Annotated in this window: 16 protein-coding genes and 2 pseudogenes; 8 read left to right on the forward strand and 10 right to left on the reverse strand. The window is 60.6% G+C overall.

Annotated features, from left to right (window positions below; genetic code table 11):
* Positions 1-82 precede the first annotated feature (82 nt).
* From ACXX9E_RS26945 to edd, 10 genes are all read right to left on the reverse strand, one after another.
* Complete coding sequence (locus ACXX9E_RS26945; protein ID WP_123467134.1) at positions 83-1,432, reverse strand: carbohydrate porin; 1,350 nt, start codon at positions 1,430-1,432, stop codon at positions 83-85.
* Between the two features lie 193 nt (positions 1,433-1,625).
* The gene (locus ACXX9E_RS26950) at positions 1,626-2,786 is read right to left on the reverse strand and encodes an ABC transporter ATP-binding protein (protein WP_123467136.1); all 1,161 of its coding nucleotides are present in this window, start codon (positions 2,784-2,786) and stop codon (positions 1,626-1,628) included.
* Between the two features lie 2 nt (positions 2,787-2,788).
* Complete coding sequence (locus ACXX9E_RS26955; protein ID WP_042607262.1) at positions 2,789-3,634, reverse strand: carbohydrate ABC transporter permease; 846 nt, start codon at positions 3,632-3,634, stop codon at positions 2,789-2,791.
* Positions 3,627-4,535 carry a carbohydrate ABC transporter permease gene (locus ACXX9E_RS26960; protein ID WP_123467138.1) on the reverse strand — a complete coding sequence of 303 codons (909 nt, stop codon included), beginning with the start codon at positions 4,533-4,535 and terminating at the stop codon, positions 3,627-3,629. The genes ACXX9E_RS26955 and ACXX9E_RS26960 overlap by 8 nt, the downstream gene beginning before the upstream one ends.
* Before the next feature lie 106 nt (positions 4,536-4,641).
* Positions 4,642-5,943, reverse strand: coding sequence for an ABC transporter substrate-binding protein (locus ACXX9E_RS26965; RefSeq protein ID WP_186746667.1), 1,302 nt, complete (start codon positions 5,941-5,943; stop codon positions 4,642-4,644).
* Between the two features lie 119 nt (positions 5,944-6,062).
* Entirely contained in the window at positions 6,063-7,322 is a 1,260-nt protein-coding gene (locus ACXX9E_RS26970; RefSeq protein ID WP_458556473.1) for a D-mannose isomerase, read from the reverse strand.
* Positions 7,323-8,025: 703 nt separating this feature from the next.
* The gene (locus tag ACXX9E_RS26975; protein WP_128616502.1) at positions 8,026-9,495 is read right to left on the reverse strand and encodes an ATP-binding protein; all 1,470 of its coding nucleotides are present in this window, start codon (positions 9,493-9,495) and stop codon (positions 8,026-8,028) included.
* Positions 9,485-10,216: a response regulator gene (locus tag ACXX9E_RS26980; protein WP_123467146.1), complete on the reverse strand. Its 732-nt coding sequence runs from the start codon at positions 10,214-10,216 to the stop codon at positions 9,485-9,487. The genes ACXX9E_RS26975 and ACXX9E_RS26980 overlap by 11 nt, the downstream gene beginning before the upstream one ends.
* 180 nt (positions 10,217-10,396) lie before the next feature.
* On the reverse strand, positions 10,397-11,356 hold the full coding sequence (locus tag ACXX9E_RS26985; RefSeq protein ID WP_458556474.1) for a glucokinase: 960 nt from the start codon (positions 11,354-11,356) through the stop codon (positions 10,397-10,399).
* The gene (gene edd, locus ACXX9E_RS26990) at positions 11,353-13,179 is read right to left on the reverse strand and encodes a phosphogluconate dehydratase (protein WP_267799138.1); all 1,827 of its coding nucleotides are present in this window, start codon (positions 13,177-13,179) and stop codon (positions 11,353-11,355) included. The genes ACXX9E_RS26985 and edd overlap by 4 nt, the downstream gene beginning before the upstream one ends.
* A 220-nt stretch (positions 13,180-13,399) precedes the next feature.
* On the opposite strand from edd, the gene gap reads away from it, so the two are divergent.
* The 8 genes and pseudogenes from gap to ACXX9E_RS27030 form a co-directional block, all read left to right on the forward strand.
* The gene (gene gap / locus ACXX9E_RS26995) at positions 13,400-14,401 is read left to right on the forward strand and encodes a type I glyceraldehyde-3-phosphate dehydrogenase (RefSeq protein WP_123467154.1); all 1,002 of its coding nucleotides are present in this window, start codon (positions 13,400-13,402) and stop codon (positions 14,399-14,401) included.
* A gap of 200 nt (positions 14,402-14,601) precedes the next feature.
* Entirely contained in the window at positions 14,602-15,129 is a 528-nt protein-coding gene (locus ACXX9E_RS27000) for an RNA polymerase sigma factor (protein ID WP_128614658.1), read from the forward strand.
* Between the two features lie 100 nt (positions 15,130-15,229).
* The gene (locus ACXX9E_RS27005) at positions 15,230-16,195 is read left to right on the forward strand and encodes a FecR family protein (protein ID WP_123467158.1); all 966 of its coding nucleotides are present in this window, start codon (positions 15,230-15,232) and stop codon (positions 16,193-16,195) included.
* A 122-nt stretch (positions 16,196-16,317) separates the two neighbouring features.
* Positions 16,318-18,903, forward strand: a complete 2,586-nt coding sequence (locus ACXX9E_RS27010; RefSeq protein ID WP_458556475.1) for a TonB-dependent receptor — start codon at positions 16,318-16,320, stop codon at positions 18,901-18,903.
* Between the two features lie 111 nt (positions 18,904-19,014).
* Positions 19,015-19,611, forward strand: coding sequence for a biliverdin-producing heme oxygenase (locus tag ACXX9E_RS27015; RefSeq protein ID WP_458556476.1), 597 nt, complete (start codon positions 19,015-19,017; stop codon positions 19,609-19,611).
* Positions 19,612-19,774: 163 nt separating this feature from the next.
* Entirely contained in the window at positions 19,775-20,164 is a 390-nt protein-coding gene (locus tag ACXX9E_RS27020; RefSeq protein WP_123467163.1) for a YbaN family protein, read from the forward strand.
* A gap of 519 nt (positions 20,165-20,683) precedes the next feature.
* Positions 20,684-21,691 (forward strand): annotated as a pseudogene (locus tag ACXX9E_RS27025) (methyl-accepting chemotaxis protein); the annotation flags it as partial.
* 330 nt (positions 21,692-22,021) lie between these two features.
* A pseudogene (locus tag ACXX9E_RS27030) lies at positions 22,022-22,549 on the forward strand (methyl-accepting chemotaxis protein); the annotation flags it as partial.
* Positions 22,550-22,634: the final 85 nt, after the last annotated feature.

The raw sequence follows: 22,634 nt of genomic DNA on the forward strand, positions 1-22,634 counted from the left end.
ACCGCGCCGGGCAAAACAATTGAGAACGCCCCCCCGCTGTCCGCAAATATGCGCACATAGAGAGGAGCTTATCGCAGACGCGTCAGAACGTAGACTGAATTTTCAGGCCGGCGACCAAAGCGTTGTCCACTTCATCCACACCACCCGGGTGAGTGATGTACTGCAGGTTAGGACGTACGGTCAGCCAGTTGGTGACGTGGAAGCCGTAGTTGATCTCGTAGTTGTATTCGGTTTCGCGAATTGGCGAGAACACCGGATTGTCGTAATCCGACACACCGTTGGAAACGTTCAGCAGTTCAGCGTTTTTCTTCACGTCATCGTTGACGTGGATACGCGCCGCGCCGATACCGACGTCATCCTTCGGACGCGCGTCGAACGGACCTTTGTAAACAAACATCACCGACTGATAGTTGTCGATGAAGTTGGTGTCCTTGTCGTGGAAAGTGGCGTTGGCCGCGATGTTCAGACCACGGGAAGCGTCGCCGTTGTGGCTGGTGAGTTGCTGTTGCGCCACGAACCAGTAGCCGCTTTTGCTGCTGTGGGTTTTGTACGCGTCGCGAGTAGTAGCAGCGTCGAAACCGTTGACGTCTTCACGAACGTCGCTGGCATCAGCAGTGCTCTTGTAGTAACCGACGCGGTATTCGCCCGGCAGGCTGTTGACCTTCGGCGACCAGACCAGCTCGACAGGAAGAACGGTACCTTTGGTGCCGCTGCCGCTGAGTTTGAAGCCGTTGCCGTGTTCCAGCTGCGACGGGTTCTGGTTGTATGCACCGATTTGCGCGTAGAGCTCGTCGTTGATGTTGTACTTCACGCGGATCGCGGCCTGGCTGACGGGCCAGTTGTACCAGATGTTGGTCGCCCAGTTACCCACTTGCGAACCGCAGAACGCCAGGTTCTGGAAGTCGCACGGAAAGGTGTTGAAGTCTTCGCCTTCACCGAAGTAACCGGCCTTGACGTCGAGCTTGTTGTCGAAGAACTGGTGCTGAATCCACAACTGGGTCAGACGCACCATGTGGCCACGACCGTAGACTTCCTGCGAGGAAGACAAGGTGCCGGCACGCGGATCGCCCACGCGATCGTTAGAGATGTTGTAGCCGTTACGGTTGGTCAGCTGGATCTTCGCCTGGGTGTTGTCCCAGCCCCAGAGTTTTTGCAGATCCAGTGCCACGCCCAGACCGAACTGGTCAGCGTAACGCGCCGTCTTGTCGTCGTTGTAGCCGCCGTGCAGGTTGCCACCGACTTCCCCGACGTAGTCCGCCTTGATGTCGATACCTTGCTCGATCAGCTTGGTCCGCTCGCCACCCCAGTCGCCGGTCATCCACTTGGAATCGGAGCTGAACGCATCGGCCGCCATTGCATTGCCGGCCAGCACCAGTGCTGCTGCCGCTGACACTTGGCAGATCAAGCGGGCATTGACGTGTTTCTTTTTCATCCCTACATCCTCGTCTTTATTGTTATTAACTGTTTTTATCTAACGCGGTTTACATAAAGTGCGATGGATAACAGGCCATCCACCGCGTGCTCCTTTGTGGGAGCGAGCTTGCTCGCGAAGGCTTTATGTCAGTTGATACATGTGTTGCATGACACACCGCTTTCGCGAGCAAGCTCGCTCCCACATTTGGTCCTCAGCGCCCCTTGAATTGCGCGACGTTCGCCGACCGCGCTTCGGCCTGCGCCTGGCCCGCAACGCCCAGACGCTCGCCAGTCTTGGCATCGAACAACAGCACTTTCGACGGATCGAATTGCAGCGTCAGGCTTTCGCCCACCTGCGGTGCCACGTCCGGTGCCAGACGGCAGCAGACCTTGGTGTCATTGAGGTTGACGAACACCAGGGTGTCCGGACCGGTCGGTTCGGTGACTTGCACTTCAGCCTTGATGCTCGGCAAACCATTGCCTTCGCCATTCGCCAGCACGATCTGTTCCGGGCGCAGGCCGAGGATCACTTCGCGATCTTCAAGCCCGGCGTCCTGCATGCCCATCGGCAACTCGCAACGGGCCTGGCCGCTGTCGAGCAGCGCCAGCAGACGACCGTCCTTACGCTGCAGGCGCAGCGGAATGAAGTTCATCGGCGGCGAACCGATGAAGCTCGCCACAAACAGGTTGGCCGGGTCGTTGTAGATCTCTTTCGGCGTGCCGAATTGCTGGATGATCCCGTCCTTCATCACCGCCACTTTGTCGCCCAGGGTCATCGCTTCGATCTGGTCGTGGGTCACGTAGACCGTGGTGGTTTTCAGACGCTGGTGCATCAGTTTCATTTCGGTGCGCATCTCGACCCGCAGCTTGGCATCGAGGTTGGACAGCGGTTCGTCGAACAGATAGATCTTCGGCCGCCGCGCCAATGCACGGCCCATCGCCACACGCTGCTGCTGACCACCGGAAAGTTGACCAGGCTTGCGATTCAGCAGGTGTTCGATCTGCAGAAGCTTGGCCACGCGCGCGACTTCTTCGTCGATCGCCGCCTGTGGCATCTTGCGGATTTTCAGACCGAACTCGATGTTCTCGCGCACGCTCATGGTCGGGTACAGCGCGTAGGACTGGAAGACCATGGCGATGTCGCGATCTTTCGGGCTCATGCCGCTGACGTCCTGATCGCCGATCATGATCGCGCCGCCGCTGATGGTTTCCAGACCGGCGATGCAGTTCATCAGGGTCGACTTGCCGCAGCCCGACGGGCCGACCAGGATCAGGAACTCACCGTCCTTGATCGACAGTTCGATGTTCTTCAGGGTGTCCGGCAGGCCGGCACCGTAGGTCTTGTTGACGTTGCGAAGTTCGAGCGTTGCCATGATTACCCCTTGACTGCGCCGGCCGTCAGCCCGCGCACGAAATACTTGCCTGCGACCACATAGACCAGCAGGGTCGGCAGCCCGGCGATCATCGCCGCTGCCATATCAACGTTGTATTCCTTGGCCCCGGTGCTGGTGTTGACCAGGTTGTTCAGCGCCACCGTGATCGGTTGCGAATCACCGCTGGAGAACACCACACCAAACAGGAAGTCGTTCCAGATCTGGGTGAACTGCCAGATCAGGCAGACCATGATGATCGGCGTCGACATCGGCAGAATGATGCGGCGGAAGATCGTGAAGAAACCCGCGCCATCCAGACGTGCAGCCTTCACCAGCGCATCGGGAATGCTCACGTAGTAGTTACGGAAGAACAGCGTGGTGAACGCCAGGCCGTAAACCACGTGAACAAACACCAGCCCGGTGGTGGTGCTCGCCAGGCCCATCTTGCCGAGGGTAAACGAGGCCGGCAGCAGCACGGTCTGGAACGGCAGGAAGCAGCCGAACAACAGCAGCCCGAAGAACAACTGCGAACCACGGAAGCGCCACATCGACAGCACGTAACCGTTCAACGCACCGATGGCGGTGGAGATGATTACGGCCGGCACGGTGATCTTGATCGAGTTCCAGAAGTAACCGTCAACCGTGGCCCAGGCCTTGACCCAGCCGATACCGCTGACCACGGTCGGCCAGCTCAGCAGGTTGCCGGTGCTGATGTCTTCCGGGGTCTTGAAGCTGGTCAGCAGCATGACTACCAGCGGCACCAGGTACAGGAACACGGCGAAAATCAGCACCGCGTAGATCGCGATGCGACTCAGGCTGATGGCAGGTTTGGCAGCGAGACTAGTCATGACGCTTGGTCCTCAGCTCGGAGTACAGGTAAGGCACGATGATCGCGAGGATCGCACCGAGCATCAGAATCGCACTGGCCGAGCCCATGCCCATCTGGCCGCGACTGAAGGTGAAGGAATACATGAACATCGCCGGCAGGTCGGAGGAATAACCCGGCCCCCCTGCGGTCATCGCCGCGACCAGGTCGAAGCTCTTGATGGCGATGTGGGCGAGGATCATCACCGCACTGAAGAACACCGGACGCAGGCTGGGCAGCACCACTTTCCAGTAGATGGTCGGCATGCTCGCGCCGTCGATCTGTGCAGCACGGATGATCGACTGATCGACACCGCGCAGGCCGGCGAGAAACATCGCCATGATGAAACCCGAGGCTTGCCACACTGCGGCGATCACCAGGCAGTACACCACGCGATCCGGGTCGATCAGCCAGTCCAGACGGAAGCCTTCCCAGCCCCAGTCACGCAACAATTTGTCCAGGCCCATGCCCGGGTTGAGCAGCCATTTCCACGCGGTACCGGTGACGATCATCGAGAGCGCCATCGGGTACAGGTAAATGGTGCGGATAAAGCCTTCGCGACGGATACGCTGGTCGAGGAACACCGCCAGCAGCACACCAATCACCAACGTGATACCGATGAACATGCCACCGAACACCGCGAGGTTCTTGCTCGCCACCCACCAGCGGTCGTTGTCGAACAGCCGGGCGTATTGCGCCAGGCCGGCCCACTTGTAGTTCGGCAGGAACGTCGAGGTGGTGAACGACAGCACGAACGTCCACAGGATGTAGCCATAGAAGCCAACCAGCACGATGACCATGCTCGGCGCCAGCACCAGTTTCGGTAGCCAGCGCTGCAGTGCATCGAACGGCGAGGCTTTGCTGAACACAGCAACAGAACTCATGGGGAAATCCATAAAAAAGAAAAGAGCAGCTACAAGCTACAAGTTTCAAGCTGCAAGATAAGCAGGGCAGCGCTCTGACTTGCAGCTTGCAGCTTGCCGCTATGGCTTATTTAGCCGACTGAACCGCCGCGCCCAGTTTCTTGGCCGCATCGGCAGGGTCGGCTTTCGGGTCGTTGATGTAGTTGGTGACTACGTCAAAGAACGCGCCCTGCACCGCCAGCGTGGTCGCCATGTTGTGCGCCATGCTTGGTTGCAGGCCGCCGGACTTGGCATCCGCCAGGAAGTCCTTGGCCGCGGTCTGCGCGCAGGAGTCGAAACCGAGTTTCTCCATGTTGTTCAACATGTCGTTACGCACCGGGATCGAGCCTTTGTTGATGCTGAAGACTTTCTGGAAGTTTTCACCCAGCACGACTTTGGCGATGTCCTGCTGACCAGCCGCAGTGCCTTTGTCTTTCTGCTTGAACACCGCCAGGGAGTCGATGTTGTAGGTGAACGCCTTGTCGGTGCCCGGGAACGCTACGCACTCGTAGTCCTTGCCGGCGACTTTCTTGGCAGCGGTCCATTCGGACTTGGCCCAGTCACCCATGATCTGCATGCCGGCCTTGCCGTTGATGACTTTGGCCGCTTCCAGGTTCCAGTCCTGGCCTTTGCCGTCGACGTCCATGTAGGTCGCGACTTTCTTCAGCTCGGTCAGCGCCTTGACCATTTCCGGGCCGGTCAGCGCCTTGTTGTCCAGATCGACCAGGGCTTTCTTGTAGCCATCAACGCCCATGACCGACAGCACAACGGCTTCGAACACGGTGCTGTCCTGCCAAGGCTGACCGCCGTGAGCCAGCGGAATGAAGCCCGCTGCCTTCAGCTTATCGCCAGCGGCGTAGAATTCTTCGAGGGTGGTCGGGGCTTTGGCGATACCGGCTTTCTTGAATACTTCCGGGTTGATCCACAGCCAGTTGACGCGGTGAATGTTCACCGGCACGGCCACGTAATCACCGTCGTACTTCACGGTATCGGAGACTTTCTTGTCGAGCAGGCTGTCCCACTTTTCCGACTTGGCGACATCTTTGAGCACGTCGGTGTCAAGCAGGCCGGTCGACGCCCATTCCTGGATGTCCGGGCCTTTGATCTGGGCGACGCCCGGCGGGTTGCCAGCCACGGCACGGCTTTTCAGCACGGTCATGGCCGTGGCACCGCCACCGCCGGCGACAGCGCCGTCTTTCCAGGTGAAACCGTCTTTTTCGACTTGGGCCTTGAGCACATCAACGGCAGCTTTTTCGCCACCGGACGTCCACCAGTGCACGACTTCCACCGAACCTTTGGATTCGGCAGCGGAAACACTGAGAGGCAGAATTGCGAGCGGGAACAGGGAGGCGACAGAAATGACAGTAGCGAGGCGAGAAATCGCATTCATCTGAGATGTACCTTTCTTGTTGTTATGCATTGCAAGTCTGGTGCTTGCGCTGCATAGGAGTTTAAACAGGACGTTTCCCCTCGCAGGTAACGAAGGGACGCGCGAATGTCACCACATGGTTACACAGGACAGCTCTGGGACAACTGCGCCAGCGCAGTCGCCATGCTCGGCGACAAGGGTAGACGAGGGATCAGCACGGCTTGCCAGGCGTGGTACAGATCGGGTTTGCCCGGCCAGATATCGGCACTGGGCAGGTTTTGCGGATTGAGTTCGTGGTGCCAGCTGCCGTCGCAGCGGTCGATGAAATGGTTTTCGCAGAATTCCCAGAACAGTCGGTACCAGGCTTCGTATTGCGCATCGCCGGTGCGTTTGAGCAACGCGCTGGCGGCGGCGCTGGCTTCTGCGTGCGTCCAGTGCAGGCGATGGCGCACCACGGATTTATTGTCCCAGTCGAGGGTGTAGACGATCCCCGGCGCGCCATCGACGTCCCAGCCGTGGCGGCAGTTGTTCTCGAACAGTTTTGCCGCATCAGTGGCAAGCCAGCCGGGTGTGAGCATGCCGGCCTGAACCCGCGCCGCTTCGAGGTGCAGCAACAGCCGCGCCCATTCGAAACCGTGGCCCGGCGTGGTGCCGTAAGGGCGGAAACCGTCAGCGGGATTGTCGAGGTTGTAGTCGCGCAGCGGTTGCCAATCGCGGTCGAAGTGCTCGATGACCATGTACCCGTTGGCGGCAGCATGACCGTGGATCACCCGCTCGACGATGCGTTGTGCACGGATCAGCCAGCGCGGATCTTCGGTGACATCGGCCAATGCAAGGAACGCTTCAGTCGCGTGCATGTTGCTGTTGGCACCGCGATAGGCTTCTTCTTCGCTCCAGTCGCGATTGAAGTATTCGCGCATGGCGCCCTCTTCTTCGCTCCAGAAATACGTGTCGATGATGTCGATGGCGTCATCCAGCAAGGCCTGGGCGCCGGGACGCTGTGCGACCACTGCAGAGCTGGCCGCGAGCGCGACGAAGGCATGCAGATAAGCGTTCTTGCCGGTATTGCCGTCGCGGTGTTCGGCGACCGCAAACCAGCCGCCGTGCAGTGCATCACGCAACGGGCCGCGCAGGGCCGCGATGCCGTGATCGACCAGTTCGGCGAAACCCGGCAGGCCCTGAATGTGGGCCATGGCGAAGCTGTGGGTCATGCGCGCGGTGTTCATGGTTTCGGCTTGCGCGTGCGCTGGCAGACGGCCGCGTTCGTCGAGGTTGCCGAAACCTTCAGGCAGCTTTGAAGCCTTGGCGAATGCCAGCAGGCGCAGACCTTCGTCGGCGAGCCATTGCTGGTGGGCAGGGGCGTTCAGCCAACTGCTGAAGCCTGGGTGGAAGAGATCCATGGGTGGCCTTTTTTGTTGTTATGACTGCGGGCAGTCTAAACAACGGGTCGGGATGGGCTTGTAACGAAGGGGGCGGTTTTTGTCACTGATCCGTGACAAAGAGCAACCCTCACCCCAGCCCTCTCCCGGAGGGAGAGGGGGCCGACCGCACGATACTGAAGAGTTACGTCGACCTGAAAGTGCTGTACCGAATCCACAATCGACTCAATGCATCAGGTCGGCGCAATTCGAATGAACAACGCGCTCAGCCCCCTCACCCCACCCTGGGAGAGGCAGCCAACCGAGGTGTAGTAAGCTTCCGCCGACTTGAAATACCGAGCCGATTATGGATTCGGCGCTGTACGGTCAGGTCGGCGTATCTCTGCAGCATCCCCCGATCAGTCCCCTCTCCCTTTGGGAGGAGGAAGAGGCAGCCAACCGAGGTGTAATAAGCTTCCGCCGACTTGAAATACCGAGTCGATTATGGATTCGGCGCTGTACGGTCAGGTCGGCGTATCTCTGCAGCATCCCCCGATCAGTCCCCTTTCCCTTTGGGAGGAGGGAGAGGCAGCCAACCGGCGTGTAACAAGCTTTCCGCCGACCTGAAATACCGAGCCGATTATGGATTCGGCGCTGTACGGTCAGGTCGGCGTATCTCTGCAGCATCCCCCGATCAGTCCCCTTTCCCTTTGGGAGGAGGGCTAGGGTGAGGGGCTCTTTTGAGCTAATCCACCGAGCGCGGCAGTTGCAGGGTCACGCGCAACCCACCCTCACGCAGGTTCTGCAACGTCACCTCACCGCCATGGCTATGGGCGATGTTGCGCGCAATACCCAAACCCAGACCATAACCCTGCTGCTGCCCCGCCAGACGAAAGTGTGGCTCGAACACCTGCTCCAGCCGCTGCTCCGGCACACCCGGGCCTTCATCGTCGACGTGCAGGACAAACGCGCGCTCATCGTCGTCGATGTGCAGATGAGCGTTCTGCCCGTATTTCAACGCGTTGTCGATCAGGTTACCGATGCAGCGTTTCAGCGCCAAAGGCTTGCCCGGATACGTCGCCAGCGCCTTGCCTTGCTGGGTCACGCGGCCATTGCCGTTGGGCGCCAGATACGGTTCCACCAGGCAGTCGAGCACATGGTTCAGGTCCACCGGCTCGATGTTTTCGTGGATATCGGTGTCTTTCACGCACTGCAATGCGCCTTTGACCAGCAACTCCAGCTCATCCAGATCGCGGCCGAACTTGGCTTGCAGTTGCTCGTCCTCCAGCAGCTCGACGCGCAAGCGCAGGCGGGTGATCGGCGTGCGCAGATCATGGGAAATCGCACTGAACAACTGGCTGCGTTCGGTCAGGTAGCGGCTGATACGTTCGCGCATGGTGTTGAACGCACGGCCCACTTCCACCACTTCGCTGCCGCCGCCCTCGGCCACCGGTTCGACGTCGGCGCCCAGCGACAGATCCCGCGCCGCCCGCGCCAGGCGCTTGAGCGGCCGGCTCTGCCAGTGCACCAGCAGACCAATGAACAACAGCAAAAAGCCGCTGGTGAGCACGATGAACCATACCTGCTGCGCCGGCAGACCTTGTTCTTCAAGACTGGTGTAGGGCTCAGGCAACAGCGAGGCGATGTACAGCCATTCGCCCGGCGCCATCTGGATCTGCGTGACCAGCACTGGCGGGTTCACCGGTTCCAGGGTCAGCGCGTAATGCGCCCAGGAGCGTGGCAGTTCGTCGAGCTTCAGGCCGGCATTGAAGATGCGCAGATCTTCAGGACTGACGAAGGTCACCGAGATATCGGTGTCATTGCCCAGCGACTGGCGCAGCACTTCATCGACCGCTTTCATCACCGCAGCCTTGCGCGGGGTGACCGGCAGCACATCCATGCCCAGCGGTTTGTCGTTAAGCGTCACCACGAACCGCGTGCCGCCCATGCTGCGCAATTGATCCAGCACCAGAGGCCGATAAGCCACCGGCAACGAGCGGAAGTAACTGACGCTGGCGGTCATCGAATGGGCGAGGCTGCGGGCGCTGGTGACCAGCCCTTCAAGCTGCGTGGCGCGCAGTTGCGAGACCCAGATCACACTGGACAACGTCTGTGCAAACAACACGGCGAGCAAGGTCAGCAGCAACATCCGCCCGAGCAGCGAACGCGGCACCGGCACCCTGGCGGCAAGTTTGCGCAGCGACTCAGTGACCATTGCCGGCAACCACGTTGGCTGCCAGTTGGTAGCCGCTGCCGCGTACGGTGCGAATCAGTCGTGGCGGTTTTTCCGTGTCGCGCAGGCGTTGGCGTAACCGGCTCACGGCCATGTCGACGATGCGATCAAGCGGCATCAGATCGCGGCCACGGGTGGCGTTACCGATGGTGTCGCGGTCGAGGATTTCCTGCGGGTGGTCGAGAAACAGCTTGAGCAGGGCGAAGTCGGCGCCGGAAAGAATCACTTCCTCACCGTCGGTGTGGAACAGCCGATGGCTGACCATGTCCAGCCGCCACTCGTCGAAGGCCAGCACTTCACTACCGCTGCGTTCGTGGGCGAACTGCGCGCGACGCAGCAACGCCTTGATCCGTGCTTGCAGTTCGCGAGGGCTGAACGGTTTGCCGAGGTAGTCGTCAGCGCCGAGCTCCAGACCGATCACCCGGTCGGCCTCGTCGGAACTGGCGGTGAGCATGATGATCGGCACCTGCGCCTGACGCGGATGCTGGCGCACCCAGCGGCAGAGGCTGAAGCCGTCTTCGTCGGGCAGCATGACATCGAGGATCACCAGGTCGCTCGGCGCCTCGTTAAGGGCCTGGCGGAAACTGGCACCATCGGCGGTGGCCCGTACCTGGAACCCGGCACGGGTCAGGTAGGTTTCCAGCAACTCGCGTATTTCCTGGTCGTCATCGACCAACAATATCGACTTGTTGACTGAGCTCACTTCGAAGGCATCCTTGTTGTTGGAATTGGGGCGGATTATGCCTTAAGCATCAAACTAACAAACACCACAGAACCACTGTGGGAGCGAGCTTGCTCGCGAAGGCGTCATTACATTCAACATTTGGGTTGACTGATACTCCGCATTCGCGAGCAAGCTCGCTCCCACAGGGGGGATTGCATTTCAGGTTGGGATTGATTGGTCCAGGGCCACACCGGCACCAACGAGGCCGGAATACGGCGCTGTCACCAGCCACACCGGAATGCCTTTGAAGTAATCACTCATGCACCCCTTGTCAGCAAAGCTGCGGGCGAAACCGCTTTCGAGGAAGAAATCGGCAAAGCGTGGAATCACACCGCCAACGATATAAACCCCGCCACGTGCCCCCGTGGTCAACACGTTGTTACCCGCGACGCGTCCGAGCCAGCAGCAGAACTGCTCCAGCACTTCCAGCGTAATCGGATCACCCGCAAGGCCAGCTGCCGTAATCGCTTCCGGCGTATCGAGTACGGGCTCGTGGCCATCCACCGCGCAGATCGCCCGGTACACCCGTGGCAAGCCGCCACCGCTCAACGCGGTTTCCGCGCTGACATGGCCGATTTCGTTGTGGATGTGCTGCCAGAGTTGAGTTTCACGCGGGCTGCTCAACGGCAGATCGACGTGACCGCCCTCCCCCGGCAACGCCGCGAAACGACCTTCACCGAGATCCAGCAACGTGCCGACGCCAAGGCCAGTGCCCGGACCGATCACCACCGCCGGACGCAACGGCTCCGGCGTGCCTTCGCAAACCACGCGGAATTCGCCCGGCTGCAAGCGGGTCATGCCCAGCGCCATCGCCGAGAAGTCATTGACCAGCAACAACTGCTCGACCTGCAAGGTCTGGCAGAACGCCGTACGGCTCAGGCGCCAGTGGTTGTTGGTGAACTTGAATTCATCGCCACTGACCGGACCGGCCACCGACAGGCACACCGAACCGATCGAACCCGGCGCCAGACCGAGGCCGCTCAGATAGAGGCTGATGGCCTCCTCCGGGCTGGCATGGTCGGCCGTGGCCAGCACTTGAACCGATTCCAGTTGCTGGTTTTTCCACAACGCGAACCGCGCGTTGGTGCCTCCGATGTCACCGACCAAAGCCAGTTTCAATTAAGCGTCTCCAGGGCAGAAGTGAAGGCGCTGGCGCCCTGCTCCGCCGAGCTGAAGGCCAAACGCATGAAGCCAAACAGTTCGCGGCCGCTGCCGATGTTGTTGCCCAACAGGCCTTTGGCGGGTTCGCGCGCTGCGAATTCGGCGGCGTCGACCTTGAGTTCCAAAGTACCTTTGACGCCATCGACGCGGATGATATCGCCCTCTTGCACCCGCGCCAAAGCACCACCGACATAAGCCTCGGGGCTGACGTGAATCGCCGCCGGGATTTTCCCCGACGCGCCGGACATGCGCCCGTCAGTCACCAGCGCGACTTTGAAGCCGCGATCCTGCAGCACGCCAAGGAACGGCGTCATCTTGTGCAACTCGGGCATGCCGTTGGAGCGCGGGCCCTGGAAGCGCATCACCGCGACAAAATCCTTCTCCAGCAAACCGGCCTTGAACGCGTCTGCCAGATCCTGTTGATCCTGGAACACCATCGCTGGCGCCTCGACGATCTGATTTTCCAGCGCGACGGCGGAGACTTTCATCACCCCGCGGCCAAGGTTGCCTTCCATCACCCGCAAGCCACCCTCTGGCGAGAATGCGCGAGCGACCGGCCGCAGGATGTTTTCGTCGAGGCTGTCGGTCGGGCCTTCACGCCATACCAACTGGCCGTTATCGAGGAACGGCTCCTTGGTGTACTGGCTCAGGCCGTGGCCGAGCACGGTGTTGACGTCTTCGTGCAGCAGGCCGGCTTCGAGCAGTTCGCGGATCAGGAACGACATGCCGCCCGCCGCCTGGAAGTGATTGATGTCGGCTTTGCCGTTCGGGTAGACGTGGCTCAGGGTCGGCACGACTTCGGAGAGGTCGGCCATGTCCTGCCAGGTGAGTTGAATACCCGCGGCCATGGCGATGGCCGGCATGTGCAGGGTGTGGTTGGTCGAGCCGCCAGTGGCGTGCAATGCGACGATCGAGTTGACCAGCGCCTTCTCGTCGACGATTTCGCCGATCGGCATGAAGTTGCCGTTCTGCTTGGTCAGGCGCGTGACCTGATGCGCGGCTTCGCGGGTCAGGGCATCGCGCAGCGGCGTGTTCGGGTTGACGAACGAGGCGCCCGGCAAGTGCAGGCCCATGACTTCCATCAGCAACTGGTTGGTGTTGGCGGTGCCGTAGAAGGTGCAGGTGCCCGGGCTGTGGTAGGACTTCATCTCCGATTCCAGCAGCTCTTCACGGGTCGCCTTGCCTTCGGCGTACTTCTGCCGCACGTCGGCTTTTTCCTTGTTGGAAATCCCCGAGACCATCGGTCCGCCCGGGACGAAGATCGTCGGCAGATGACCGAAACGCAACGAACCCATCATCAGGCCCGGGACGATCTTGTCGCAGATGCCGAGCATCAGCGCACCATCGAACATGTTGTGCGACAGCGCCACCGCCGTGGACATGGCGATCACTTCGCGGCTCGGCAGGCTCAGCTCCATGCCCGGCTCACCCTGGGTCACGCCATCGCACATGGCGGGCGTGCCGCCGGCGAACTGGCCGACCGACCCGATTTCGCGCAGGGCATTTTTGATCTGTTGCGGAAACACTTCGTATGGCTGGTGCGCCGAGAGCATGTCGTTATACGACGAAACAATGGCGATGTTCGCCGAGTTCATCATCCGCAGGCTGTGCTTGTCTTCGCTGCCGCACCCGGCCACGCCGTGGGCGAAGTTGGCGCATTGCAGCTTGCCGCGCATCGGCCCGTCAGTGGCGGCGCCGCGAATCAGTGCAAGGTAAGCCTGACGCGTGGCGCGGCTGCGGGCGATAAGCCGTTCGGTGACCTCAAGGACGCGGGGATGCATGTGTAGAACTCCAGGCTAACGGATGTGGCGACCTGATTGTCTATGCTGATCAAACGCCGTTGTTGTTGGAATGACAGACGGCTTTTTTGACCATTCGGACCAGTTGATTCAGGTCACTCGTTGTAGATAAAACAAAATATTGCCACTAAAAAGGCTTGTTTTCTATTTTTATGCGAATAATCTTGTAATTCCAACAACAAAACGACGGCGGCGCTGTTCAATGACTCTTCGAATCGCAATCAATGGTTTTGGCCGCATCGGCCGTAATGTCCTGCGCGCACTGTATACCCAAGGCTATCGACAGGATTTGCAGATCGTCGCCATCAACGATCTGGGCGACAGCTCGATCAATGCCCATCTGCTCAAATACGACACCGTTCACGGCACGTTCGACGCGCAAGTCGAGCATGACAATGAAAGTCTGACCGTCAACGGCGACCGCATTGCGGTCAGCGCGATTCGCAACCCGGCCGAACTGCCATGGGCGGCGGAAAAGATTGATGTGGTGTTCGAATGCACCGGTCTCTTTACCGATCGCGCCAAAGCGGCCGCGCATATTACGGCCGGCGCACGCAAAGTGATCATCTCGGCCCCGGCCAAAGGCGCCGACGCCACCGTCGTTTATGGTGTTAACCACGACATTCTGCGCCAGTCGCACCAGATCATCTCCAATGCATCGTGCACCACCAACTGCCTGGCGCCCGTGGCGCAGGTGCTGCACCGCGAGCTGGGCATCGAAAGCGGTCTGATGACCACCATTCATGCCTACACCAACGACCAGAACCTGACCGACGTCTACCACACCGACCCGTACCGCGCACGTTCGGCCACGCAGAACATGATCCCGAGCAAGACCGGCGCCGCTGAAGCGGTGGGCCTGGTGCTGCCGGAACTGGCGGGCAAACTGACCGGCATGGCCGTGCGTGTACCGGTGATCAACGTATCGCTGGTGGACCTGACCGTGCAGCTGAAAAAGGAAGCCAGCGCCGACGAAGTCAACGCGCTGATGAAGGCGGCCAGCCAGCACTCGAAAATTTTGGGTTACAACACGTTGCCGCTGGTTTCCAGCGACTTCAACCACAACCCGCTGTCGTCGATCTTCGACGCCAACCACACCAAAGCCAGCGGCAAACTGCTGAAGGTGCTGGCCTGGTACGACAACGAGTGGGGCTTCTCCAACCGCATGCTGGATAACTGCCTGGCGCTGTGCAACGCCGAGTAATCTCAAGTAATCCCCCTATCCCTGTGGGAGCGAGCTTGCTCGCGAAAGCGGTGGGTCAGTCGCTAGTTGAATTGGCTGACACTACGCCTTCGCGAGCAAGCTCGCTCCCACAGGGTTTCGATTTCAATTTGAAATCAACACTTGACCATTCAACTAGATGATAAGCATTATCATTCGCTTGAAATCGATCAGGTCCTCCCGTGAGTCAGTCGCGCTTCCACCACGTCTTCCTCACGCAGCGCACTTCGCTGCTGCGTACGCTGGAACGGATGGTCAACAACCACAGCACCGCCGAAGACCTGCTGCAGGAAACCTACCTGCGCGTGACGCGGGCGTTGAGCGAACGAACCGTCGATCACCTCGAACCTTTTGTCTTCCAGACCGCACGCAATCTGGCGCTGGATCATTTGCGTGCGCGCAAGATTCACTCGCGGACCATGGTCGACGACGTGCCGCAGGATGTCGTGCACAGCGTCGCTGCCCCCGCCAGCAGCGCCGAAGACGCCGCCCACGCCGAACAATTGCTGGAGCGCCTGAACGTGAGCCTCAGTCAACTCAGCCCCCGCCAGCAGCAGATTTTCATCCTCAGCCGCCTGCACGGGCACAGCTATCAGGAAATCGCCGACGAGTTGAACGTGTCCCTCAGCACCGTGCAGAAGGAACTCAAGCTGATCATGTCGATCTGCATCGGTGTCGCTGAACGACACGACAGCAGCGGCAAGCTGTAAGCTTCAGGCCCCAAGTAAAAACCAAAAGCAGTACACGCATCTGGCTTGCAGCTTGCGGCTTGAAACTTGAAACTGCTTTGCAAAAGCTCGAGGACACACCGTGACGGACACCCACCGCCCGCCTTCGCCCGCAACGGCGCAGGACGCCGCCCGTGCAATGGACCAGGCTCTGGACTGGCTCATCGTGCTCGGCAGCCCGGACGAGGAGCAGACCCGGCAGTTCCACGCCTGGCTGGCGGCCGATCCGTTGAATGCCGAGGCGTTCGCCAAGGCTCAGGCGATCTGGGATGGACCGCAAGTGGTGCAATGCGCGCAGAGTCTCGCTGCGCAGCCTGCAAAAATCACTGTCCTCAAACGTCTGCGTCCGCACTGGAAACCATTGGCCACCGCCGCCGTGCTGATCCTCGGCCTGTTCAGTTTCAGCAACCTGCCGATGCGCCTCCAGGCCGATCACCTGACCGTGGTCGGCGAGCGTCAGCGCCTGCAACTGGAGGATGGCTCCAAGGTGCTGCTCAACACCAACTCCGCATTCTCCAGCACCATCAACGAGCGCCAGCGAGTAGCACGGCTGTATCAGGGTGAAGCGTTTTTCGAGGTCGCCGCCAACCGTGCTCAGCCACTGGAAATCGACGCCGGCCCGGTACAGGCCAGCGTGCGCGACACCGCGTTCGCCGTGCGTTATCTGGACGGCGTGGCGCAGGTCAATGTGCAACGTGGCGATGTCGATCTGCGCGCCACCCACAACGATGCACGGGTGCGGTTGTCCGCCGGGGAGAGCATCCGCATCGGCCCCAACGGTTTTGATCGCCCGGCCAAGCTCGATGCCACCACCGACCTGGCCTGGGTCCAGGGCCGGCTGGTGTTCGAGAACTGCCCGTTGAATCAGGTCCTGGCGGAACTGCGCCGCTACTACCCGGGCTGGATCATCAACACCAACGAGGAGCTGGCCGACGTCAACGTCACCGGTAACTATCGCCTCGACCAGCCACTGGACGCAGTGCGCTCCCTCGCCCACATCACATCGGCGCGCCTGCAGGAATTCCCGGCGCTGGTGATCCTGAACTAAATGAGAATTATTTTTACTCGATAGCGAAAGTCCGTTCGTCTCGTTATAGCCAATGCAATTGATTCGCATCTTCTGATGCGGATCAGCACCTATAAAGATTCGTGCGACACGGAGCGCTATCGATGTCCTCTCGCCTTACCCGCCAGACTGCTTCCCCTTCCCGCGTATTGTCGCTGCTGACGGCCGCCATCCTCATGGCCGGCACTGCACCGCTGATGGCTGCCACCGAACAACCGGCGCGCAACATGGGTGATTATTCGTTCTCGATCGGCCAGCAACCTCTGGTGTCGGCGCTCAATGCCTTCACCGCCGTGACCGGTTGGCAGGTCGGCTTGCCGGCAGAACTGGGTCAGGGCGTGTCCTCGCCGGGCGTGCGTGGCTCGCTGCCACCGGAAAAAGCCCTGGAGCGTCTGTTGGTGGGGACCAATCTGAGCTTCCGCAAAATCAGCAACAACAACGTCGTACTGGAAAAACGCAACGCCAGCGGCACGCTCAATCTGGATCAGGTGACCATCAGCGCCACCCGTCAGGAACAGTCGGTCAACAGCGTGCCGGCCACTGTCACCGTGCAGACCCGCCAGGATCTGGATCGCAACAACGTCAACACCATCAAGGATCTGGTGCGCTACGAGCCGGGCGTGTCCGTCGGCGGTGCCGGCCAGCGCGGCGGCATCAGCGGCTACAACATCCGTGGTATCGACGGCGACCGCATCCTGACCCAAGTCGACGGTGTCGAAGTGCCGGACGGTTTCTTCAACGGCCCGTACGCCAAGACCCAGCGCAATTACGTCGACCCGGAAATCGTCAAACGCGTGGAAATCCTTCGCGGCCCGGCCTCGGTGCTGTACGGCAGCAACGCCATCGGCGGCGCCGTCAGCTACTACACCCTCGACCCGGACGACATCATCAAGCCCGGCAAGGACGTCGGCGCACGCCTGAAAACCGGCTACAGCTCCGCCGATGACAGTTGGCTGAAATCCGCCACCGTCGCCGGTCGCGCCGAGCAGTTCGACGGCTTACTGCACTACAGCCAGCGCGACGGCCATGAAACCGACTCCTACGGCAGCAACAACGGCACCGGTCTGCAACGCACCGCCGCCAACCCGGAAGACGTCAACGCCTACAACGTACTGGCCAAGATCGGCTGGAACTACAACGAAGATGCGCGTCTGGGCCTGACCTACGAAAAGTACAAGGATGATCGCGACACCGATCAGAAAAGTGCTTATGGCGGGCCGTACTTCAATGGCGCACCGACCATTCCGAATAGCGTACTGCCCGGCGGCATGTATCAGTGGCGGACCGGCAACGACACCATCACCCGTGAGCGTTTCGGCATCGAACACTCGTTCGCCCTCGACAGCCTGCTGGTCGACAACGTGAAGTGGAGCCTCAACCACCAGATCGCCAAGACCGACCAGAGCACCACCGAGTTCTACTACCCGATCACCCGTAAAGTGCTGCGCACCCGTGACACCCTTTACGAAGAAAAGCAGTGGGTGTTCGACGCTCAACTGGACAAGGCCTTCGCCATCGGCGAGACCGATCACGTCCTGACTTACGGCACCACCATCAAGCAACAGAAAGTCACCGGCTCGCGCAGCGGCAACGGCACGTGCCTGGCCGTCGGTCGTGGCTGCACCGCCATTGGTGCGACCAGTAGCGCTGACGTGCTGGCCAAGGCCACCGATTTCCCGGACCCGACCATCAACACCTACAGCGTGTTCGCTCAGGATCAGATCAGCTGGAACAACTGGACCTTCCTGCCGGGCCTGCGCTACGACTACACCCAGCTCAAACCGCACATCACTCAGGAATTCCTCAATACCGTGGCGGCTGACGGCCAGGGCACGGTCAGCGACAAGAACAAGACCTGGCACAAAGTCTCGCCAAAATTCGGCCTGACCTACGCCCTGAGCGACCACTACACCTGGTACGGTCAGTACGCCGAAGGTTTCCGCACGCCGACCGCGAAAGCCCTGTACGGCCGCTTCGAAAACACCACCACCGGTTATAGCGTGGCGCCGAACCCGGACCTCGAACCGGAAAAAAGCAAAAGCTACGAAACCGGTCTGCGTGGCCAATTCGAACAAGGCTCGTTCGATGTGGCGGTGTTCTATAACAAGTACCGCGATTTCATCAACGAAGACGCTGTGACCCCGGGCCGCAACGAACTGACCTTCCAGTCGGCCAACATCAAGCACGCCACCATCAAGGGCGCGGAAGTCAAAGGGCGCTTGAATCTGGATGCGTTTGGTGCCCCGCAAGGCCTCTACACCCAGGGCTCGATCGCCTACGCCTACGGTCGCAACAACGACAACGGCGAGCCACTCAACAGCGTCAATCCGCTGACCGGCGTGTTCGGCCTGGGTTACGACCAGGACCACTACGGCGGCCTGCTGAGCTGGACCGTGGTGAAGAAAAAGGACCGCGTCGACGACAGCAACTTCAAGTCGCCGGATGGCGTCAGCAGTCAGTTCAAAACCCCGGGCTTCGGCATTCTTGATCTGGCCGGGTACTACAAAGTCACCGACGACGTCACTGTCAGCGGCGGCATCTACAACCTGACCGACAAGAAGTACTGGCTGTGGGATGACGTGCGCGGTTACGACAGCGTCGGCGAGGCTTCGGTAACGCAACCGGCCAACCTTGATCGCCTGACCCAACCGGGCCGCAACTTCGCGATCAACCTGATCTGGGACATCTGATCCGGTCAACCTCACGGCGTGTGTTCAGGCACCGCGCCGTGAGGTTTTTTTACGCTTGCACGTTGCCTTGTTCGTCTCGTTATCAAGCGCCTCTTTTATCAAGGACATGTCATGACCATTTCGGAAAAAGCCCTGCGTTCACAACGCCTGAACCAGATCACCCACGCGCCGCACAGCAAGCTCGACGCCCTGGTCAAAGCCCACGCGCCGTTCGAGACCCGCGCCAGCTTCGCCCGCTTTGTGGTCGCGCAGTACCTGTTCCAGTCGGAACTGGTTGACCTCTACAACGACGCTGAACTGAGCGCCATCGTTCCGGATCTGCCGGCCCGTTGCCGCGCGGAAGCGGCCAAGGCTGATCTCGCTGATCTGGACACCGAAGTCCCGGCGCCAGTGGCGGGTGCCGTGGCCAACCCGAGCAAGGCCCGCGCCCTGGGCTGGCTGTTTGTTTCCGAAGGGTCAAAGCTCGGCGCGGCGTTCCTGATCAAGCGCGCCGTCGCGCTGGAGCTGAGCGAAACCTTCGGTGCCCGTCACCTCGGCGAGCCAGAAGGCGGCCGTGCCGAAGGCTGGAAGCGCTTTGTGCGTACGCTCGATTCGCTGCAGTTCAGCGCTGAAGAAGAGGCTGACGTCGAGCAAGGCGCACTGGATGCGTTCAACCGCTTCACCGTGCTGCTGGAACAGGCTTACGCCACCGAAGCAGAACCGGCCTGACTGACACAACACAAGACCCTGTGGGAGCTGGCTTGCCAGCGATGGCGATAGATCAGTCAATACGATGTCGACTGTCCCACCGCTATCGCTGGCAAGCCAGCTCCCACAGGGATCTCTGCAAGCCTGTAGAATCCCCGTTTCGCCTCACTGCAATCCCGAGCCCATGCCGCAACCCGCCTCCTCGAAACTCGCCCGCCTGCTGTTCGGCCTGCTGGCCTACGTCAGCCTCGGCATTGGCCTGATTGCCATCGTCGTGCCCGGCCTGCCGACCACCGAGTTCATCCTGCTCGCCGCCTGGGCCGCGACCCGCAGCTCGCCGCGCCTGAGTGCCTGGCTGGAAAACCATCGGCTGTTCGGGCCGATCCTGAGTAACTGGCGCAACGGCAAGATCATCGCGCGTAAAGCCAAGGTCAGCGCCACGGTCAGCATGCTGCTGTGCGCGACACTGATGCTGATCATGCTCGATCACGGCTGGCCGGTTTACCTGGCGATTGCCGGGATGAGCCTGGGCAATCTGTGGATCTGGTCGCGCCCGGAATCTATCCCTGCCTGATTCCCTCGCCACAAAAGCCTCATCAGCACAAAAACACTCCGGCGTTCATCAGCCTGAAACTTCCCTGTAATTAATCGCCTTTTCAGCACAATCCCCTGCGCAAACGTTTAGCGCTGACCGTTCGTCGGCAACGTCCTCATGCACCTGCGCCAGGCGCCGATGTGCATGGCATGGCGCTGAATGGATTTGGCGAAACGGGTCGTGCGTACCCGAAGCCACCCGTTTATTCATTCACGAGATCGCCCCATGTTCGACTCTCTCTCCATTCGCCTGAAAATCGTCCTGCTCTCCGGTCTGTGCCTGCTCGGTGTGGTCGCGTTGATCGTCGGCATGAACATTTACCAGACCAACCAGAACGACGAACTGGTCAGCGACTCCAGCAACAAGTTGCTCACCGCCAGCGTGCAGAACCTGTTGCAGGCCAAGGCTGCGGAACAAGCAGTGCGGGTGCAGAAAACCTTCGGCGAAAGCCTGACGGTGATCACCGCCCTGGCCGACCAGATCAAGGACATGCGGGTGATGGCCGCCAAGCGTTCGCTGGACGCCGGCGCCCTGCGCGAAGAGCTGAACCTGAGCCTGAAGACCGCCTTCGAGCGCAACGACAAAGTGCTCGGCATCTGGCTCGCCTTCGAACCCAACGGCCTCGACGGCAAGGACAGTGAGTTCGTCAATGACGCCGCACGTCAGTCCAACGAGGCCGGGCGTTTCGCGACGTATTGGAGCCGCGCTGCCGGCTCGGCGCTGAACACGATCATGGTCGAAGAAGACATGACCAAGACCACCCTCAGCCTCAGCGGCACGCCGTACAACAGCTGGTATACCTGCCCTCGCGACAACAAACGTACCTGCCTGCTTGACCCGTACGCCGACACCGTCGGTGGCAAGGAAATGCTCATGACGACCATTTCCGTGCCGCTGATCGTCGACGGCAAGGCCATTGGCGTGGTCGGGGTCGACATCGCCCTCGACGCCCTGCAAGCGGCCGCCGTGGATTCCCAGCGCAACCTGTTCAACAACGCCGGGCACATGCTGATCGTCTCCGGCAGCGGCGTGCTCGGTGCCGACAGTTCCGACGCAACCAAGGTCGGCAAGAAAATCACTGACACCCTCGGCGCCGACGGCAAGGACCTGCTGCAACTGATCAACAGCGGCACACCGAAGATTCTCGAACAGGGCGAGCTGATTCGCGCCGTGTATCCGGTCGACCCGATTGGCAACTCGCGGGCCTGGGGCGTGGTCATCGACCTGCCGAAACAGGTGCTGCTGGCCGACTCGGTCAAGCTGCAAGCGGTGCTCGACGACGCGCAGGAAACCGGTGTGATCACCGCGCTGCTGGTCGCTGTGGTCGCCGGCCTGATTGGTCTGCTGCTGATCTGGCTGACCGCGTCCGGCGTCACCCGGCCGATCAACAGCGTTGCCGAAATGCTGAAGAACATTGCCAGCGGTGAAGGTGATCTGACTCAGCGTCTGAACTACAGCAAAAAGGACGAACTGGGCGAGTTGGTGAACTGGTTCAACCGCTTCCTCGACAAGCTGCAACCGACCATCGCCCAGATCAAGCAGAGCATCACCGAGGCCCGGGGCACCGCCGATCAGTCTTCGGAAATTGCGCGCCAGACCAGTGAAGGCATGCAGGTGCAGTTCCGCGAAATCGATCAGGTCGCCACCGCGTCCAACGAAATGAGCGCCACCGCCCACGACGTCGCCAACAGCGCCTCGAACGCCGCAAACGCGGCCAAGGGTGCCGATCAATCGGCCAGGGACGGCATGTCGATCATCGAACGCAGCACCCGCGACATCAATCAACTGGCCGACGAAGTCAGCAAAGCGGTGACCGAAGTCGAAGCGCTGGCGGTCAACAGCGAGCAAATCGGCTCGGTGCTGGAAGTGATCCGCAGCATCGCCGAACAGACCAACCTGCTGGCCCTGAACGCCGCCATCGAAGCGGCCCGTGCCGGTGAGAGCGGCCGTGGTTTCGCGGTGGTGGCCGATGAAGTGCGCAACCTCGCCAAACGCACCCAGGATTCGGTGGAAGAAATCCGCATCGTTATCGAGCGCATCCAGACTGGTACCCGTGGCGTGGTCGCGACCATGCACTCGAGCCAGACCCAGGCCCACAACAACGCCGGGCAGATCCGTCAGGCGGTGGACGCACTGGGCAAGATCAGCGATGCGGTGACGGTGATCAGCGACATGAACCTGCAGATCGCCAGCGCCGCCGAGCAGCAGAGCGCAGTGGCCGAAGAGGTCAACCGCAATGTCTCGGCGATTCGCACCGTCACCGAGACACTGACCGAGCAAGCCACTGAGTCGGCGGCGATCAGCAGCCAGCTCAATGCACTGGCCAGTCAGCAGATGAAGTTGATGGATCAGTTCCGCGTATAAGCCACACCGTTGAACCCTGTGGGAGCGAGCTTGCTCGCGAATGCGGTCTGCCATTCAATGATGATGTTGAATGTGATGACCTCTT

The organism is Pseudomonas sp. GNP014, from assembly GCF_054344005.1.

Coding starts and splice junctions, on each gene's coding strand:
- ACXX9E_RS26950 (WP_123467136.1), bottom strand. CDS start 2,786: ATGGCAACGCTCGAACTTCGCAACGTCAACAAGACCTACGGTGCCGGC.
- ACXX9E_RS26945 (WP_123467134.1), bottom strand. CDS start 1,432: ATGAAAAAGAAACACGTCAATGCCCGCTTGATCTGCCAAGTGTCAGCG.
- ACXX9E_RS26965 (WP_186746667.1), bottom strand. CDS start 5,943: ATGAATGCGATTTCTCGCCTCGCTACTGTCATTTCTGTCGCCTCCCTG.
- ACXX9E_RS26970 (WP_458556473.1), bottom strand. CDS start 7,322: ATGGATCTCTTCCACCCAGGCTTCAGCAGTTGGCTGAACGCCCCTGCC.
- ACXX9E_RS26960 (WP_123467138.1), bottom strand. CDS start 4,535: ATGAGTTCTGTTGCTGTGTTCAGCAAAGCCTCGCCGTTCGATGCACTG.
- edd (WP_267799138.1), bottom strand. CDS start 13,179: ATGCATCCCCGCGTCCTTGAGGTCACCGAACGGCTTATCGCCCGCAGC.
- gap (WP_123467154.1), top strand. CDS start 13,400: ATGACTCTTCGAATCGCAATCAATGGTTTTGGCCGCATCGGCCGTAAT.
- ACXX9E_RS26955 (WP_042607262.1), bottom strand. CDS start 3,634: ATGACTAGTCTCGCTGCCAAACCTGCCATCAGCCTGAGTCGCATCGCG.
- ACXX9E_RS27015 (WP_458556476.1), top strand. CDS start 19,015: ATGACCATTTCGGAAAAAGCCCTGCGTTCACAACGCCTGAACCAGATC.
- ACXX9E_RS27020 (WP_123467163.1), top strand. CDS start 19,775: ATGCCGCAACCCGCCTCCTCGAAACTCGCCCGCCTGCTGTTCGGCCTG.
- ACXX9E_RS27010 (WP_458556475.1), top strand. CDS start 16,318: ATGTCCTCTCGCCTTACCCGCCAGACTGCTTCCCCTTCCCGCGTATTG.
- ACXX9E_RS26975 (WP_128616502.1), bottom strand. CDS start 9,495: ATGGTCACTGAGTCGCTGCGCAAACTTGCCGCCAGGGTGCCGGTGCCG.